Genomic DNA, 17,263 nt, shown 5'->3' on the forward strand with positions numbered 1-17,263 from the left:
TGCATAGATAAGCATTGATGCTCACTCCAGATTCTAACCAAGATGCTGGCGGTACCACTCGCCTACTATTAGACTGGCTGCGACGCTGACGTTCAGCGATTCTACTTTACCGCTACCAGGAATTTGCAACGCAATATCAGCGCTGCTGGCGACGGCTTTTGATACGCCAAACATCTCTTCGCCAAATACGATTACCACCTTTTGCGGCAGTGCTGTTTTATACAGCGACTGACCGCCATGACTGGACGTGGTTACCAGACTGTAACCCGCTTGCTTACACAGCTGCAGTGCCAGCGGCATATCATCACAGCTTAGCGGGCTGATAAATTCCCCGCCGCCCTCAGCTGTACGCAGTGCCGCACCCGATTGCAGCAACTGCGGCTCGCGCATGATAATGCCGGTAACCCCAAAATGAGCGCAAGTGCGGGCAATTGCACCCAAATTATGCGGGTTACCCACGCCATCCAGCGCCAGTAAACATTCCCGGCGGGCCGTTGTTTTACTCAGGTAACTGGCGACACTGCTAACAGGCTTACGTTTAACCAGCAACACTATGCCGCCATGGTGCTGGCTTGCCGCAACCTTCTCCAGCTCGGTGTCATCAACAATATGATACGCTTTTTTCTCCGCGGCCAGGTACTTCATCACATCAGCAAATTTGGGGGCCATTTGCTGCGATATATATAAACGGATAATGGCCTCAGGCCTTTGGCTGAACAACACCCGGCAGGCATTGTCGCCATAGACTTTGCTCTCATCAGGGTATGCAGAGGGACGAGCGGCCTTTACGCTATTTTTATTAGCATTCTTATCGCTGGCAGCGGCCTTACTGGCTGGTGATTTTTTCAGCCATGGCTTTTGCAGCGGGTTTTTCTGTAAATCGTTGTTGGCGGCTTTGGGGTGACGCTGCTGCTGGCTGCGGCCAGCGCGTTTTGGTTTATCAACCATTGAAATGTCCTGCATCGCGCGAAATGACGCCAATTTTAGCATCGCTACCGCGCTATTACTTGTATTTTTCAGCTACCCCAGTATCCTTGGCGACATTATTCTAATTGTCAGCAAAACAGGGCCAGAACAGTATGCTCAGTTATCGTCATAGTTATCATGCCGGCAATCATGCCGATGTGTTAAAACATCTGGTGCAGGTTACTATTCTCGACTATTTGCTGCAAAAAGATAAACCGCTGTGTTATCACGACAGCCACGCTGGCGCGGGTTTATATAGCCTTGGCAGTGAACATGCCCAGAAAACCGCCGAATACCAGCAGGGTATTGGCCGGCTATGGCAATATCAGCCAACGTCAGCGCCATTGGCCCGGTATTTAGCACTGATTAAAAACCTGAACCCGGATAACAGCCTGGCTTTTTACCCCGGCTCACCGAAAATTGCCGCGCTAATGCTGCGCCCGCAAGATACCATTCAGGCCACCGAGCTGCACCCCAGCGACTACCCCATTCTGCAAAGCCAGTTTGCCAGACGACGCCGTAGCCGGATTGAAAACATCGATGCGTATGCCGGCTTTAAAGCCATGCTGCCCCCGCTGGATAAACGTGGTCTGGTGTTGCTGGACCCGCCCTACGAGCTGAAAACCGAATACACTGACCTGGTCGCCGGCCTGAGCGAAGCCTACCGTCGCTTCCCGCAGGCGACTTACGCTATCTGGTACCCGGTAATTGAACGGCCGGCGGTAGAAGCCTTTATTTCAGCCATAGTAGCGACCGGAATTAAAAACCAGCTGCGAATTGAATATTGTCCCTGCCCCGACAAAGCCGGCTTTGGCATGAGCGGCAGCGGTATGCTTGTCATAAATCCGCCTTACACTTTGGCCGATTCAATGCGCGAAGCATTGAACGAACTGGCCCCCTTACTGGCCGAGCCAACGCCGGCAACCCCTGAAGCGGCCAGACTGCTCTGGCAAGTCAGCCAGTTAGTTGGAGAGTAAATAATGATGCTTGTCCGGGTTATGACCAAAATGGCGGCTTATATCATCGCAGCTTCACTGTTACTGATGTCTGCCGACAGTCAGGCGTTTGGCCGGTCCGGCCATATTATGATCTGCGACATGAGTTATCAGTTAATTCAGCCTGCCACCCGCCACAAGCTTGATAAGCTAATACAGGCAACCCCTTATCAGAGCTTTGGGCCGGCCTGTGTCTGGCCCGATGAAGTTCGCTCAGAAGAGAAATTTGCCTGGACCAAACCGCACCACTATATCAATTTGCAGCGTGGCGAAACCATTGTTACCCGGGAGCACTGCCCAAAAGTCGGCTGTGTGGTATCAGCCATTGAAGATATGCAACAGCGGCTGCAACAAGAGCAGCAAGACTGGCAGGCGTTACTATTTTTAAGCCACTACATCAGCGATTTACACCAACCATTGCATGTCAGCTTCGCCGATGATTTAGGGGGTAACCGCACCGCAGTGTATTTTTATGGCGAGCCTTCCAACTTACATGGGGTTTGGGATAGCAATATGCTGACTAAACTTGGCTATAACGAACCAGAAAAACAACACCAGTTGTTTGCCAGCCTGACCGAGGCACAGCAACAGCAGTGGCAACAAAGCGGGTTAATGGCCTGGACCAACGAATCGGCCAAAATCACCATCGGCCTGTATCAGGAATACCGGCCGGGCATGCTGATAGATGATAACTACCTGGCAAAACATCAGGCCACGCTGGAGCGGCGCCTGCTGCAGGCGGCAGTGCGCCTCGCTGCCACCCTTGATAGGCTATTTGCAGAATAGGCTCTTTGCAGAATAGGTTCTTTGCAGAATAAATCAGCCAGCCTGAACTAACGGATCCAGCCTTTACTGATCTGGCGGAAGCTCTCGTGATCGCCCCGCTCCAGCCATTCAAAAGCCAGCATTTCTTTGCTGATTATCTGACAGCCGGCCTGCTGCATCCGGCTAACTGCTAACTGCTTGTTCTCAGGGGTACGCGAGCCGACAGCCTCTGCCACCACAAAGACCTGATAGCCGGCCGCTAATAAATCAAATACCGTTTGCAGCACACAAACATGGCTTTCGGTACCAATTACCACTATCTGGCGCCGGCCCAGCGCCGCCAGTTTTTGCTGGATAGTTAAATCACGGCAGGCACTAAAGTGAATTTTCTCCAATACCGCTTCATCTGGCAGCAACTCGCGCAAACTCGGCACCGTATGGCCCAGTCCTTTCGGGTAATGCTCTGTCGCCAGTAATGGCACATCCAGTTGCAACGCCACCTGTAACACCCAGGCAGCCGCCTGCTCTACTTCTTTGGTTTCATATATTGCCGGTGCCAGTTTCTGCTGAATATCAATCAGCAGCACCATACTGTCGTTAGCCTGTAATAACATTAGCCGTCCACACTTGTTAGCCTTGTCTGTCAATAAAAGTTGCTGCTGCAGTCCTGCGCATTACGTCGCCGGGCACTGACTGGCAGCTGCAGTTGGTTTCAGCGCCGCAATGGCCAGAATATGGCCGCTTGGCGCAAACTGCAGTTCAACCCACTGCGGTTGGGGTACCGGTTCAAGCTGCATTAATGCATTAAGTTGCTGTACCAGCTCGATTGCCACATTAAGCTGCAAATTATCGCACATTGCAATCTGCCATGAATCTTTATGCCGGGTCAGCAATCCCACCTCGCGCTGCATGGCACTGCTAAGCTCGCCGGCACGCAGTAACTGTTTCTGCTGTGCCTGCAGAGTCTGTAAGCGCTGCCGGGCAATTGTTGTTTCGTTAGTTGTTTCACTTATTACTGCAGGATCGCCGGCGGCCGGGGCCGTTAAATGGTGCCACTGCACATGCGTTGCCGTACTGTTGTCAGCCGCCATATGGGTTATGGTATCAATCTGATAGTATGCAGGTAGCTTAGCAGGGTTAACCCAGCTCAGCACTAAGACTAAAGCCGCACAGCCCAGCGCCAGCTGGGAAAAATACCACCACGAGCGCCAGTTTCGCTGGCTGTTTGCTTGTTTTGCCTGGCGCATAATCCGTTGTTTTACTGCGCCGGGCAGTGGCTGCTCTGCTTTAAGCGCCTGGTATGCTTTGCTTAGCTGCTCGTCAGGCAATTGCCCACTATGAGGTTCAACACCAGCTGACGCAGTGTCAGAATCAAATTTTGACATTATCCTCTCCCATAAAGTGGGCTAAACGCTCGCGGGCGTAGCGTAAACGGCTTTTAATGGTCTCTGGCAGCTCGCCGGTTATATGGGCGATATCGTCCAGGCTAAACTCTTCTAACTGCAACAATATCGCTTCACGTTGCAGCAGCGGCAGCGCCGCTAAGCCGGCGGCCAGCCGCTGTTGCTGTTGCAAGCCTGCCAGCTGCTCAGCCATATTATCCCGGCAGCTACTGTCAGCCTGCCCGCCCGTCTGGCCATCCTGCCACTCAGTAAACTGCCAGCGTTGCTGTTTACGTAGTTCATCTACCAGGGCATTTCTGGCCAGGGTAAACAGCCAGGTTTTAAACCGGCTTTCTGCCCGGTAACTATGGCGGTTTTCCAGTACTTTTAACCAGCATTGCTGGCTGATATCAGCAGCCAGCTCGGCATCAGCCTGACGCAATAGAAAGTGATATAAATCATCACCGCATTGCATAATCAGCTGCTCCAGCCACTGCAGCTGACCACTTTGCTGAAATTGGTGCATCAGCTCATCGGCACAACTGCTGCGGTTAAACCAGGGCGCAAGTATTACAGGCCATGCCATAAGCCACATCCTTCTGTTAGCGACTGCTGACCATTGCAGCTCAACAACCTCTGGTGCCTGTTCTGAGCTTAGCCAGCATCAACAGTAAAATCGAGTACTACCTGCAAATTTGTCTGGCGAATTGCTTTACCATCAATTACTTGTGGCTGATACTTCCAACGGCGCAGTGCCCTTGCAGCTTCACGGTCAAATACGCCTCTGGGCTCGGCCTGCAGTACTTCAACATCAGTAACGCTGCCACTTTCATCTATGCTGAACCGTAATTTCACCCAGCCACTAATACCATCCCGCAACGCCTCTACCGGAAAACGCGGCTCAACCCGCACCACTGGCGTCGCGGTTTTATCCATATCCGAGCCAAAGCTGCTCAGGTCAGTTTTCAGTTGTGGTGGCGTAATGGTAAAACCTGGTCCCGGAGTAACGACATTAGTCACTTCCACTGGCGTACGTGGTGCCTGCTCGGGCGGTACAACAGGCGGTGGCGGTGTCGGTAACGGCTTTACCACTACCGGCGGGTCTTCCGGGTTAATAAACAGTTCAACTATTGGCAATGCTGTCACTATCGGACGTTCTGCAAGCGGTGGCTTTATCAGCAGGTACATAATGGCAAACAGGCTGAATGTAACCAGCGCTGCCAGCAGCATACTGCTGATCATCCGGTTCAGGGTGGTGAAAGGGTTGGCATAACTGATATTTTGCATAGGACATCCTCCGTATTTAATAATTAGACGCCGGAGGATGAAACAAGGGGTTAAATTAGTTTAGTTTTTTTACTGTCCACGCCATTGGGCATGACACAAGCCATCGTGTTTTTCGCGGCTTAGTAAAATACGGGCCAGCACTTTGTCCGGGTTACCATCCAGCCCGGTTAAGCCAATCTGCGCCTCGTAGTGCAGCTCTGGCTCTAAATCCTGCATTATCAGCTCTACCCACTCTGCTCCGGGCAATACCAGATCAACATAGCCCCGCTGCTCATATTGCTGCTGATACTGGGTATAGTCTTCGGCGCTGAGGTTATCGGCGGCCAACTCTTCAAAAATATCAAACGCGTGATCGCACAGCTCATCCAGCGACCATAATTCTAAACCTTGCATAGTTCCTGCCTTGGTAAATCGATTTACTCGGGTAATATTGCCGGCATTATAGCAAGCCTTTGCGCGCAAAGCTGCCAAGCTGTTACACTGCGCCCGTTTATCACAGCGGATTTTAACATGTATATTTGCCCACTTTGTCGCCAGCCATTACCGTTAACCGGCCGCCAGTATCGCTGTGCCAGTAACCACAGTTTTGATCTTGCCAAAGAGGGCTATGTTAACCTGCTGCCAGTGCAGCAAAAAAACTCGAAAGATCCCGGCGATAATAAACTGATGATCGATGCCCGCCGGGCGTTTTTAGAAAGTGCAGCATATCAGCCACTGTCAGATGCGGTGAATAAGCTGGTATTACAGGCGGCAGCGGCAACTGTGCTGGATTTAGGCTGTGGCGAGGGTTATTACAGCGGCCGTCTGCAGCAGGCATCGGAGCAGGCAATCCGGCTGTCTGGCATCGATATTTCTAAAGCGGCGGTCAAATATGCAGCCCGTCACTACCCGGCTATCGACTTTGCCGTGGCCAGTGCTTACCAGCTGCCCTTTGCCGATAACAGCTTTGACAGTATTATCCGGATTTACGCCCCGTCAGATAACAGCGAGCTGCAGCGGGTTATCAAGCCTCAGGGCCGGCTGATCAGTGTTAACCCCGGGCCAAACCATTTGCTTGAAATGAAGCAAGCGGTATATCACGAAGTAAAACTGCACAGTGATCAGATTAAAGACGAGCCGGGTTTTAGCCATATTCAGCGGCAACAATTAAGCTACCAGCTGAATATTAGCGAGCCACAGCAGCTGGATAACCTGCTGCAAATGGTGCCATTGGCCTGGAAATTCACCAGCGAAACACGCCAGGCCTTTATTGCCGCCACCCGCACTATCAGTATCGACTTCCTGCTCGATGTCTATCAGTCAGAACACGTTCTCAGCTAAACCGTTAGCACTGGGTTTGGCCGGCGGAATTTACCGTGCATTTTGCCAGCCGGGCTTTATCCTGCTGCTGTAAGGTTGCAAACATCGCAGCCCAGAACCGGGGGGTCAGTTGATTTATTACATTTGACTCGGCGTTCAGCAATATCACCAGCCCCAGTTCACGCTCGCGCGAATAGGCCAGCTCCGCCCGAAAGCCCTGCACCCAGCCACCATGATATATAAGTTGCTCAGTGCCAAACTGATACACCCGCCAGCCCAGCGCATAATGCGCATCACTAATATAATTACGCCACTGCGCCCGGCGTAAATCACGCGGCGTTTTAACCCGTTTTTCAATAATTTTATCCAGCACCTTTTGCGGCATAACCTGCGGGTAATAGCCTAACTGGGCAATCAGCCAGTGGCTTAAATCAATGACACTGGCATTCACCCCTGCCGCCGGCGCAAACCGATAGTAACTTTGGTTTACATTGCGCGAATGCCAGCGGCCACGGGCCCGGATGTGGGGGCTGGCGCGGTTCTCGTTCAGTAAATAAGCTTCTAAGCCGACAGAAGCGGTGGGTAGCTGCAGCGGCTCAAAAATGTTTTTCTTCAGTAAACTGGCGTAATCACTGCTGGTGGTCTGGCTGATTATCGGCTCAATTAAGCTAAACAGCACATTCTGATAACCATAACACTGGCCCGGATTACACAACGGGTCTATTTTCTGAAAATGAGGCATTATCCGCTCAGGCACAATATTCGCTTCAATCAGATTGTCGTAGGCATTGGGCATTACCCCACTGCTTTGCGACAACAAATGCTCTATTTTCAGCTGCGGATTGTACAGCGCATTTTTAAATGAAAACTCCGGTATATATTGCACCACCGACTCATCCCACTTAAAGTGACCGCGCTCTTCCAGCAGGCTGGCCAGGCCGGCTGCAAAAGTCTTAGAGACAGACGCAATCCGAAAAACAGTGAAGGGATCTACAGGCTCATCGCTATCGATATCTCTGACACCATAGCCTTTGGCACTGATAATTTTGTTCTGATACACCACCGCATAAGCCGCACCGGGAATATTGTGCTCAGCCATCTGCTCGTTAAAGTAGCGGTCAAAGTCCGCTAATTCGGTTGCAAGTAAGCCGGTGGCAACCGTTTTTTCAGCAAGCTGCCCGCTAGCGGCTTGCTCAGCCTGGCTTGGTGCTGGCCAGGCCAAGATTAAATTCAATAGTACTACAGCTAAAAATACCCGAATCAAAATAACCTCAAAATTGTTTATACTGGCCGCCACCGGCACTTCGCCAGCCTGCAAGGGCTCTGCCACCCAGCAACAGTAGCAACAAAGCAACACTTAACCCGCCGTTACTGCCACCGCTACCCGAAGTACCGCCTTCGCCGCCAGTGCCGCCGCCGGCAGCAGGGTTTATCTGCACCGTGCTGTTACTGCTGCTCTGGCTAACCCCATCATCAGCGGTAAAGCTGAACACCAGACTGGTGCTGCTGCCAACGGTTGGCGCGGTAAAGCTGGCTGTCTGACTGGTCGCATTCGCTAATGTTACCGTCGGTCCGGAAAGTTGCTGCCAGCGATAACGTAAAAAGTCATTGTCGCTGTCAGTTGCCGTTGCCTGCAATTGCACTGTGCTGCCACTGTTCGCCGAAATACTCTCTGGCGTCGTTACCTGCGGGCTGCTGTTGGCGCAATTGGTGTTGCGCTCCAGCGTGGCAATACCCGCCAGCCAGCTGGAAAATGCCAGATTACGGGGCGGACACAACTCAGTATTCTGGTAACTGAACGCCGTTACGCTGGCCAGTTCAATAAAATTCTGCGGCAAGGTACCACTAAAATTGTTATCCGCCAACCACAGCACCTGTAAATTAGTCAGCGCAGCCAGCTCCGCCGGCACCGCACCGGCCAGCTGATTAGACTCAACAAACAAGCGCTGCAAACCCCTTAACTGGCCAATGCTGGCTGGCAAGCCACCACTGAAGTTATTAAATGACAAATCAAGCTGGCGCAGGCCACTGAGTTCACTTATTGACGAGGGAATGGTACCGGAAAAACCGTTTTGCCATAAGCTTAAACGTTGCAATGTAGTAAGTTGCAATAGTACCCCGGGGAAACTACCGCTCAGACTGTTAAAGCTTAAATCCAGTTCAGTTACTGCGCTCAGGCCGCTTAATGCGGCCGGCAACTCACCGCTAAGGTTGTTGTTGCTTAAATCCAGGGCAGTTATCTGACCGTTGCTGCAACTTACCCCTGTCCAGTCACATATTGCGCTATCAGGGTCAAGCCAGCCGTCGTTATTAAGCCAGCTCTGGCCCAGAGTATCGTAGTACAGCTGCACCAGCGCATTGCATTGCGGTAGCGGAACATCAAGGTTGTTACGTTCAGTACAATAGTCATCATTGCGGGGCAATACCCTCACCAGCGAGTCGGCGAATTGCAGCCCGGTTGCCTGACCGGCAAACAGCCACTGGCCGCTAAAAATACCATCCGGATTGTCCGCTGTTTCAGTCAGGGCAATCTGCTCACCACTCTGATTATCGGTTACGGTGGGTAACGCACTGTTACCATCACAATCGATACTCAGCACCTTTATATCCAGGGTACTGCCGGGCAGCAGATACAGCGTATCAGGCGCGGGTAAAATACGTCGCGCAGCAGCTGGCTGACACTCCAGCACGCCGCGATCAGCCGCCGGGCTGGCTTCGCTGCGACTGGCCAGCAGCAATTTACCGCTCAGTGTATGGTCGGTAATCAGCGGATCATCGCTGACTTTGCCACTAAGCAACAATCTGGCCCGCAGTGCCCGCCAGTCGAGGCCCGGCTCTGCGGCTTTTAGTAACCCAACCAAACCGCTTACCACGGGTGCAGCCATCGACGTGCCGGCAACGGCCTGGTAGCTATTCTCTAAATCGGTGGTTAAGATGCCGACACCAGGTGCAGTGACATCAACCCACTCCCGGCCATAGTTGCTGAACGATGCCTTATTTTGCTGCTGATCGTGCGCAGCGACACTGATAATATTCGCTAAATCGTAAGCCGCCGGATACAAGGGGCTCTGGTTGCCACTATTGCCGGCACTGGCAATAAACAAGATACCGGCCTGCTGATGCCGGGCAATGGCCTCATACAATGCCTGCGACTCACCCGCTCCACCCCATGAGTTGTTGCTGGCAATAATATTGACACCACGGTTCTGTTTTAAATCCAGCACATAATCCAGACACTCAATGGCATCACTGACAAAACCAGTGCCCGTCTCATCCAGAAACTTGCAATTAAGTACCTGCAATTGCCAGTTAACGCCGGCCACACCCAGGCCATTATTGGTTGCCGCACTGATAATGCCACTTATCTGGGTACCGTGGCCGTCTTTATCTATCGGATCACTGTTGTTGTTTGCGCTATCAATACCGAAAATATCGTCAATATAGCCATTGCCATCGTCATCCAGACCATTGCTGGTCTCTGCCGGGTTTCGCCATAAGTTGGCCTGCAAATCGGGGTGCTGGTAGCTCACGCCAGTATCAATGACCGCTACCACTAATTGCGGGTCGCCGGTTGTCTGCTGCCAGAATTGCGGCGCATTAATACCCTGTAGCTGGCTAAGATGCCATTGCTGGCTGAACTGAGGATCGTCCGGCGTTTGCTGTTTATAAAGCGGATAGTCAGGCTCGGCAAAGCGAACCCCAGGCAACTGGCGATAGTAGGCTAATGCCTGCGGTAGCGTTGCCGCATCATCCAGGGTAACCCTTAGCAAGCCAGAAGCAGCAGACCGCTGGCCCTGATAACCGACAACATCTACCCTGCTGGCATATTTACTGGCATAGTTGCTGGTATAGTTACTGATAAACCGGCGCTGCATGGTTGCCACTTCCTGCTGGTCAACAGTGACATACGCCTGATCAGTGGCAACAATCAACCGGGTTGGCTTGGCTGCCAGCGGTGAACTAACAATAACCACAACAACCAGCAATAGTGGCAGTATCAGATACTTCGGCATTACGTCACCCCGCTATCAGTTTAGTGTCTGCATGCTAAATTTCAGGTATAACAAACTATACGCCTTAACAGGCTTATCCGATGCATAAAACCATTTAGCAGGGTAAGCCGGCTTAAATAAACGCCAGCACCAGCAGGCGGATCCAAATCAGCCATAGCACCAGGCAGCCGAGCAAAAACACCCGAAAGCGCAACCGCACGTTATTACTACCGATATGAACAATGGTATGCCAGTAACGCAATGCCACAAATACCGTACTCATTACCAGAAATGTTAAATCTGCCAGGCCAAGCTGTAAGCAGAACAACACACTAAAGATGTAGAGCATCGGCATCTGAAACTGATTATCAAAATTACGGCTGGTGGCAATCACCTGCTCGTTGGCACCGGTTAAATCCATGGTGCGAAAGGCGCTCATATTTATTTCTTTGCTTTTTGCCGCCTTAATCCGCCGCCGGCCCATTAAAATCATCACTACACTGGTTAGCAATACCTGGGCAAACACGGGCAGTAACATCAATTTTTCCATCAGTTTTTCCTGTCAGATTATTAAGTATTTTTTGTGCTATATCTGTGCACCGGGCAAAGTATGCCCGTTACTGCAATTAAAGCCAATGCCCGACCGTTAAAGCGGGCCATTACCACCGGCGTTTACAGTCCTGGCCGCTTTCGCTATTCTTAGCCGTCAATTTTCAGACTGGTTTTCAGGAGCCTGGCCAATGGCCCAACTGTATTTTTATTACTCGGCAATGAATGCCGGCAAATCCACTTCTTTACTGCAAAGCGCTTATAACTATCAGGAACGGGGCATGACCGTTGCCATTTACACCGCTGCCCTGGATAACCGCTTTGGTCTGGGTAAAGTCAGTTCGCGGATTGGCCTGGCAATGGACGCCCATATCTTTGACCCGCAGTTTAATTTTAGTTCGCATGTGCAGCAGCTTAAAGCAGAAGGCAGGCTGGACTGTGTGCTGATTGATGAAGCGCAGTTTCTCAGTAAAGCTCAGGTACGCCAGCTCACCGATATTGTTGACGAGTTGCGTATTCCGGTGTTGGCATTTGGCCTGCGCACCGACTTTCTGGGCGAAACCTTTGCCGGCAGCGAAGCCCTGTTGGCCTGGGCCGACAAATTAGTTGAGCTGAAAACCATTTGTCATTGTGGCCGCAAAGCGAATTTTGTGGTGCGGCTGGATGCCGATGGCAACGCCGCCACGGCCGGCAGCCAGGTGCAAATAGGTGGTAATGAAAGCTATGTCTCAATGTGCCGCCAGCATTTTAAACAGTTGGTCTGGCAATAGCCCTAAGCCGCTCTCTCCGGCCAGCAAAGTTGCCATAAGCGCTCAATCCGTTATAGTAAGAAAAAACAACTATAGTGATTTATGGCAGAGAACTCAGACGCTTATCCCCATTTTTGGGCCATTCTGGAACAATTACCGGTGGCGCTACTCTACAAGGAGAGCGCTAAAGCGGATATTTTTGCCAATGAAACCGCATGTAAACTGCTGGGTATTATTCAACCGGAAAAAAAACCGCTTAAGCTGTCGCAGCTGTCTGAAATCAGGCTACTGGATCAGCAGCACAATAAAATAAGTTTGTTAAGTAACCCCTTGCTTATGGCATTAGGTGGTACGGAAATACGCCAACCGGTATTACTCGATATCAACGGCACCAGCTCGCCTTATATGCTGCAAAGCCAGCTGATAAAATTACAATTCAGTTTAGGCAATACCATTATTGTTACCCTCTGCCCTATGCAGGAGACGATTGACAACACGGCTGCTGCTCCTTCGCCAGACACCCATAAGGTCGATAAAAGCGGCGATAAAAACGCCGTTCAAAGCACCGATATCGCTGAGTTGGAGGAAGCGCTGGCGTTTGACAAGTTAATGTCACTTATCTCTACCGAGTTAATCAATGTCAGCAGTGAAGCACTGGATCAGCATGTTGAAGACGCGCTCGCGGCACTGGGTGAGTTTTGCCATGCCGATCGCAGTTATCTGTTTCAGTTTAATGATAACCTAACCGAAATGAGTAATACCCATGAATGGGTGCGGGAGGGGGTTACTGCCCACAAAGAAAACCTGCAGCAAATCCCGGACCATGCTTTACCCTATTTCTTTGATAAAATTCAGCAAGACCATATTTTCGCAGTTGCGGATGTCAGTCAGTTGCCGCCGGAAGCCAGCAGCGAGCAGCAGGAGTTTAATAACGAAGATATCCGCTCAGTGCTGTGCACCGCTATGCTGGCCGGCAAGCAATTAATTGGTTTTGTTGGCTGCGATATGGTGGCCCGCCAGCGTAACTGGACCAGCAACGATTTACGCCGGATTAAACTGGTCGGTGAAATGATTGCCAACAGCATTCAGAATGTTAATTACCGGGTGTCGTTGCAACAAATCCAACAACAGTTATTGAGTGCAAATCAGGAGCTGCAAAAGCAGGCTAATCAGGACGGACTGACCGGCCTGGCAAATCGGCGCCATTTCGATGAGAAACTGCTGGAAGAACTACAACGCAGCGCCCGCAGCAAGTTACCGCTAAGCTTAATATTGCTGGATATCGATTTATTTAAACCCTACAACGACCACTATGGTCATCAGGCCGGCGATGAAGCATTACAACAGGTTGCCGCAGCGCTTCGTAAAGAAGCGCGCCGCCAGGGCGAGGTTGCAGCCCGTTATGGTGGTGAAGAGTTTGCCCTGATCCTGCCTGCCACTGACAGTGAAGCCTGTCTTGAGGTAGCGGAGCGGGTACAGCAACATATCAAAGAGCTGAAAATCCGCCATAGCCAATCAGACATCGCCAGCTACCTGACGGCCAGTATCGGCTGTTACAGTGTTATCGCCGATAAAAATACCAGTGCAAAACATATGCTCAGCAAAGCCGACCAGGCGCTTTATCAGGCCAAAGCAGCTGGTCGCAATACCATTATCAGCGCCAGCTAGTCCTGAAATGGCGAACGGGCTCCGGTCGAGTTATACAATAAACTAGGTCTGTTCAGGGCCTGACCTCCGTCCCGCGATATCGGGATCCAGGGCAATTTGCCGCGGCCAATCGCTGGCTTTAATGAAAACAAATCAAACGGGATAGACACATAAAAGCCTTTGGTAAAACTACCTTCACCATAATCGGCAGACGATGCGTCAGTAATAGCAGCATAAGCACCGACAATAATTCCGCTGTCGAAGCGTTTGGCAAAATCGATATTAACGCCCTTATCTTTAGCCAGAAAGCGGCCAATATTAAAGGTGAGCAAAGTGTCCTCTAAAAACGATGGTTGCCAGTAAATATTGGCGTGTCCCGTCAGTACTTTGTAGTCAAAAAAGTCATAATCATTTTCATATGACCGTTGCTGAACATAGTTAATATCAAAACCAAAGGCCAGGTTAGAGTCTACCGGCCGGTACAGCAACTCGCCACCCACACCACCAAACATCGTTTCCAGATAACCTGCGTAAACCTGGCCATAAAGATTCGGCGCCAACCGGTCCTGCCAATGCCCATACAAATTATCTAACTGCACCCGGCTGCGCGTCACATATTCACGTATGTAAGTACGAACACGCGGCAAAGGGGTATCCAGGGCATCGACCTTAAAATTAAACTTATCAAAATTCTCAAACAAGGTTACTTTTGCTGAACCCTGCAACGAGGTGGTGCGGTTAACGTTGTAACCTGCGGTAAAAATAACCCCGGCCTGATACATATAAAAGGATTCCGGACTACCAAAGGTCTGGATCCAGAACGTTTCCATACCGGTAGCAAAACCGGAAACCTCGCCCGGCTTATAATTGGCGAGGGTATCGTTGCTGACATCACTGCGCACATAACTGGAGCGAATATCATTTTCGAACCCCTGATAGCTGGCCACGGTAATAAACTGCTCAGCATCAATTACCGTTTCAACCATCGGTATCTGACCATTAAAATTAACTATCCGATAGCGTTTGATACTGGACGGTAAAACGGCAGCCAGAATACGGCCGATCCTTTCATTCGCCACTTCGTAATCACGATAGGCAAGCTGATTACCATACAAAGTTATTTCATCTGCAGTGCGTTGCGAGCGACGAACCAGAAAGCCGGCTTCATGAAATAAATCCTGCACCAGTTGAGCCCGATTCACCTCTAGAAAGTCGATATCATTAGGGATGGCGCTTACCGGCCTTGGCGGTTGTTCAATTTTAATCTGCCGTACGTTATGAATATTCATCGCATAACTGACGCCAAAACCTACCGTATTACCGCGCTGATAGTTCAGATTAAAATCAAAATTACCCCAGTTGTACACCGCACCAATATTCCAGCGACTGTCCTGCGGCAATACCCCGGCTCTGTCTTCTGAGTAGTCATTGCCTTCATATTCAAGCTTTAGCTTCAAGGGCTGCCAGGGGGTCTGATACGCGACACCAGCAAACAACGAAGCCGGGCCCTTGAAAAACCGCTGATAATCAATCTTGCCGCCGGAACCGCTAAAACCGCCGGGCCGGCTACAAAAACTGTCCCGTATTTCACAAAACGGATTTAAGGTATTGCCAGCAGTACCCAAATAGCCCCACCCCATGCCCAGATGAAAATCCAGTGGGCCCCAACGCTTGCTTAACGCAACAAACTCACTTTCAAAAAAACCGGTACCACCAAAATCGTTAAAGCCCAGCGCCAGCTGCGGTAAATAGCGGCTTTCTTCCAGTAACCGGAATTTGACATCTATGCCTTTATCTTTCAATGTCTGATCACCGCTAAAGCCGGGAGAGTCACTATACAAACGGGTTCTGACATCGGTATAGCGTACCGTCGACTCCAGCCAGGGGTACAGCTGAATGCTCACCGACCAGAAGCGATACTCTTCATTGTCGCTGTAGTTCATCGACAAGTTGCCCTCTGGCGCCATTCTGGCAGTCGGGGTCTGGATCAACCCCGTACCGCCCCTGACCGCCTGGGAATAACCCGCAGGCTGCTGTTGAAATGGGCTACTTGCTGTTGCATTAGCCGTCAGCATCACTAAAGCAACGGCTAAACCTTTACTCAGAAAATTACGCGAAGCACAAATCATTGCAACACCCTGTGTCTGGCGAGCGCTATCACAGCCTGGTTAATTTCAGCAAACTCATCACCAAAAAAGTGGGTATCAAAAGGCACAAATAACTGAGCACCAGGCATAAGTTCATTATGCTGCTGGTTCCAGCTCGCTATACCGGCTTTAATTACAGCACCATCGGGTTGTAAGATATATAACCAGTTTTGGCTGCTTCCGGCCAGCCGTCGCAGTTGCCCGGCATATACCGGGACTGAAGCATTGCCATAGTGGGTGATCCGCTCTGCCCGCGCCAGACCGAAAACAACAATGTGCTGCGGTCGGTCAGTTAATGTCAGTAAATACCGGCCGGGCTGAAATTGCGGATTAGCGGCAGGTTTTAAGCGGGCCAAATCATAGTCAATAGCGATGTCTATCCGCTGGCCTAGCTGCCATTGCTTAAGCTGGAAGGTTAACTGTTCAATTGTATTCTGATAGCTGGAGTCTTGCTGCCATTTACCTTTAAGGGCAGTAAGCCGCTGAATGATATCGTCACGAAGCGTCTCAGCTTCTGCGGCATCAACCCTGTACAGCGCACTTGCCGGCCAGTACCAATCCTCGGTCAGTGCAACAGGTCCTAATACATCAGCCAGCCGCGGTTGCTGCTGGTACAAATATGACTGACCTTTAAACTGCACAGTCACCACTGCCTCGGCGGCCCCGGATTTGACGCTAAAAAGACCGGTAAGCGCCAGCAAACTAATTAACCCATATCGACGGCAAACAGCAATCATAAACCACGCTCCTTCAGCACGCGGCCAACCCGGCTGATATAGGTCATTACCATCGGTTCAGTTTGCGGTGTTAATTGCTGGCGGCTTTGCAACAACAGACCACTGGCACTGTCGAACCAATAGGTATTTCGCCAGGACGTTGCGGCACCGGCAAAGTTCGCCTGGTTCGGATAAGTCAGATATTCTTCAAAAACCTGGGTGCTGATGTTGTTGCCAAAAAACTGCAGTTGCTGCTGACCAGCGGCTTTAAAGTCAGAACTGATCTGATAACCATATTCTCCATAACGCCAATCAGCCAGGCGCAGCCAGTCGGCCCGGAATAACTCACCCGGTAAACGTTTTAACGGGTCTGCCGTCCGGTTGGTAAGATACAGTAAGTCATTACTTAGTCCGGCACTGCGGACCAGCCGGCCCTGCTCAATCACAAACACAACCTGGTCAGCCGAAACCCACTTTTGCTGTCCCTGCTCAATAAACGCCAGCGCCATAACTATCTGCGGCCGCTCACCATGGCGCAAATACATTAAATCAGACGTTGATGCATTAACTTGCTCAAGGGTTAAACTGGCACCAGATTGGGGGCTGAAAGCATAACTGAGAGTATCGATATATGCCCGGTAGGTTCCGGCGCACCCCGTTAGCAGCGCAAAACTCAGTATTAGAATTAAGTTGCGTATCACGTTTACATTCATCTGATTATCATTAGGCTAAGCATACCGACAAATAGCATTAAAATCGCCTTTAACCG

At 50.8% G+C, this 17,263-nt stretch carries 17 protein-coding genes; 5 read left to right on the forward strand and 12 right to left on the reverse strand.

Going from position 1 to position 17,263, the window contains the following annotated elements; translation table 11 throughout:
- Positions 1 to 33: 33 nt before the first annotated feature.
- Positions 34 to 948, reverse strand: coding sequence for a tRNA/rRNA methyltransferase (locus tag CRO03_RS08595; RefSeq protein WP_245861545.1), 915 nt, complete (start codon positions 946 to 948; stop codon positions 34 to 36).
- 131 nt (positions 949 to 1,079) lie between these two features.
- Here CRO03_RS08595 and CRO03_RS08600 point away from each other — a divergent pair, with 131 nt between their 5' ends.
- Positions 1,080 to 1,943, forward strand: a complete 864-nt coding sequence (locus CRO03_RS08600) for a 23S rRNA (adenine(2030)-N(6))-methyltransferase RlmJ (RefSeq protein ID WP_097111206.1) — start codon at positions 1,080 to 1,082, stop codon at positions 1,941 to 1,943.
- Positions 1,944 to 1,946: 3 nt separating this feature from the next.
- On the forward strand, positions 1,947 to 2,747 hold the full coding sequence (locus CRO03_RS08605; RefSeq protein WP_097111207.1) for a S1/P1 nuclease: 801 nt from the start codon (positions 1,947 to 1,949) through the stop codon (positions 2,745 to 2,747).
- A 47-nt stretch (positions 2,748 to 2,794) separates the two neighbouring features.
- Here the strand turns inward: CRO03_RS08605 and CRO03_RS08610 are convergent, their stop codons facing one another.
- The 5 genes from CRO03_RS08610 to CRO03_RS08630 form a co-directional block, all read right to left on the reverse strand.
- Entirely contained in the window at positions 2,795 to 3,340 is a 546-nt protein-coding gene (locus CRO03_RS08610) for a hydrolase (protein ID WP_097111208.1), read from the reverse strand.
- Between the two features lie 60 nt (positions 3,341 to 3,400).
- Positions 3,401 to 4,111 carry a hypothetical protein gene (locus CRO03_RS08615; protein ID WP_097111209.1) on the reverse strand — a complete coding sequence of 237 codons (711 nt, stop codon included), beginning with the start codon at positions 4,109 to 4,111 and terminating at the stop codon, positions 3,401 to 3,403.
- Positions 4,098 to 4,694, reverse strand: coding sequence for a sigma-70 family RNA polymerase sigma factor (locus tag CRO03_RS08620; RefSeq protein ID WP_097111288.1), 597 nt, complete (start codon positions 4,692 to 4,694; stop codon positions 4,098 to 4,100). Before CRO03_RS08620 ends, CRO03_RS08615 begins: the two co-directional genes overlap by 14 nt.
- A 68-nt stretch (positions 4,695 to 4,762) precedes the next feature.
- A complete protein-coding gene (locus CRO03_RS08625) occupies positions 4,763 to 5,395 on the reverse strand; it encodes an energy transducer TonB (protein ID WP_245861548.1) in 633 nt (210 codons plus the stop codon).
- 69 nt (positions 5,396 to 5,464) lie between these two features.
- Positions 5,465 to 5,788 carry a DUF440 family protein gene (locus CRO03_RS08630; RefSeq protein ID WP_097111210.1) on the reverse strand — a complete coding sequence of 108 codons (324 nt, stop codon included), beginning with the start codon at positions 5,786 to 5,788 and terminating at the stop codon, positions 5,465 to 5,467.
- Positions 5,789 to 5,905: 117 nt separating this feature from the next.
- Between CRO03_RS08630 and rlmA the strand changes: the two genes are divergently transcribed.
- Positions 5,906 to 6,715: a 23S rRNA (guanine(745)-N(1))-methyltransferase gene (rlmA, locus tag CRO03_RS08635; protein WP_170948973.1), complete on the forward strand. Its 810-nt coding sequence runs from the start codon at positions 5,906 to 5,908 to the stop codon at positions 6,713 to 6,715.
- Positions 6,716 to 6,719: 4 nt separating this feature from the next.
- Here the strand turns inward: rlmA and CRO03_RS08640 are convergent, their stop codons facing one another.
- The 3 genes from CRO03_RS08640 to CRO03_RS08650 form a co-directional block, all read right to left on the reverse strand.
- Complete coding sequence (locus tag CRO03_RS08640) at positions 6,720 to 7,928, reverse strand: serine hydrolase domain-containing protein (RefSeq protein ID WP_245861550.1); 1,209 nt, start codon at positions 7,926 to 7,928, stop codon at positions 6,720 to 6,722.
- A gap of 37 nt (positions 7,929 to 7,965) precedes the next feature.
- Positions 7,966 to 10,707: a S8 family serine peptidase gene (locus CRO03_RS08645; protein WP_097111212.1), complete on the reverse strand. Its 2,742-nt coding sequence runs from the start codon at positions 10,705 to 10,707 to the stop codon at positions 7,966 to 7,968.
- Between the two features lie 112 nt (positions 10,708 to 10,819).
- Complete coding sequence (locus tag CRO03_RS08650; RefSeq protein ID WP_097111213.1) at positions 10,820 to 11,236, reverse strand: MAPEG family protein; 417 nt, start codon at positions 11,234 to 11,236, stop codon at positions 10,820 to 10,822.
- Between the two features lie 190 nt (positions 11,237 to 11,426).
- Between CRO03_RS08650 and CRO03_RS08655 the strand changes: the two genes are divergently transcribed.
- Together CRO03_RS08655 and CRO03_RS08660 are read left to right on the forward strand one after the other, a co-directional pair.
- Complete coding sequence (locus tag CRO03_RS08655) at positions 11,427 to 12,005, forward strand: thymidine kinase (protein ID WP_097111214.1); 579 nt, start codon at positions 11,427 to 11,429, stop codon at positions 12,003 to 12,005.
- Between the two features lie 81 nt (positions 12,006 to 12,086).
- Positions 12,087 to 13,652 carry a sensor domain-containing diguanylate cyclase gene (locus CRO03_RS08660; protein WP_097111215.1) on the forward strand — a complete coding sequence of 522 codons (1,566 nt, stop codon included), beginning with the start codon at positions 12,087 to 12,089 and terminating at the stop codon, positions 13,650 to 13,652.
- Here CRO03_RS08660 and CRO03_RS08665 read toward each other — a convergent pair.
- From CRO03_RS08665 to CRO03_RS08675, 3 genes are read right to left on the reverse strand one after another with little or no spacing between them, the layout of a single operon-like run.
- The gene (locus CRO03_RS08665; RefSeq protein ID WP_097111216.1) at positions 13,649 to 15,760 is read right to left on the reverse strand and encodes a YjbH domain-containing protein; all 2,112 of its coding nucleotides are present in this window, start codon (positions 15,758 to 15,760) and stop codon (positions 13,649 to 13,651) included. The genes CRO03_RS08660 and CRO03_RS08665 overlap by 4 nt on opposite strands.
- Entirely contained in the window at positions 15,757 to 16,515 is a 759-nt protein-coding gene (locus CRO03_RS08670) for a capsule biosynthesis GfcC family protein (protein ID WP_097111217.1), read from the reverse strand. Before CRO03_RS08670 ends, CRO03_RS08665 begins: the two co-directional genes overlap by 4 nt.
- Positions 16,512 to 17,207, reverse strand: coding sequence for a YjbF family lipoprotein (locus tag CRO03_RS08675; RefSeq protein ID WP_097111218.1), 696 nt, complete (start codon positions 17,205 to 17,207; stop codon positions 16,512 to 16,514). Before CRO03_RS08675 ends, CRO03_RS08670 begins: the two co-directional genes overlap by 4 nt.
- Positions 17,208 to 17,263: the final 56 nt, after the last annotated feature.

The sequence above is a fragment of the Arsukibacterium tuosuense genome (genome assembly GCF_900215315.1).
Lineage (GTDB): Bacteria > Pseudomonadota > Gammaproteobacteria > Enterobacterales > Alteromonadaceae > Alishewanella > Alishewanella tuosuense.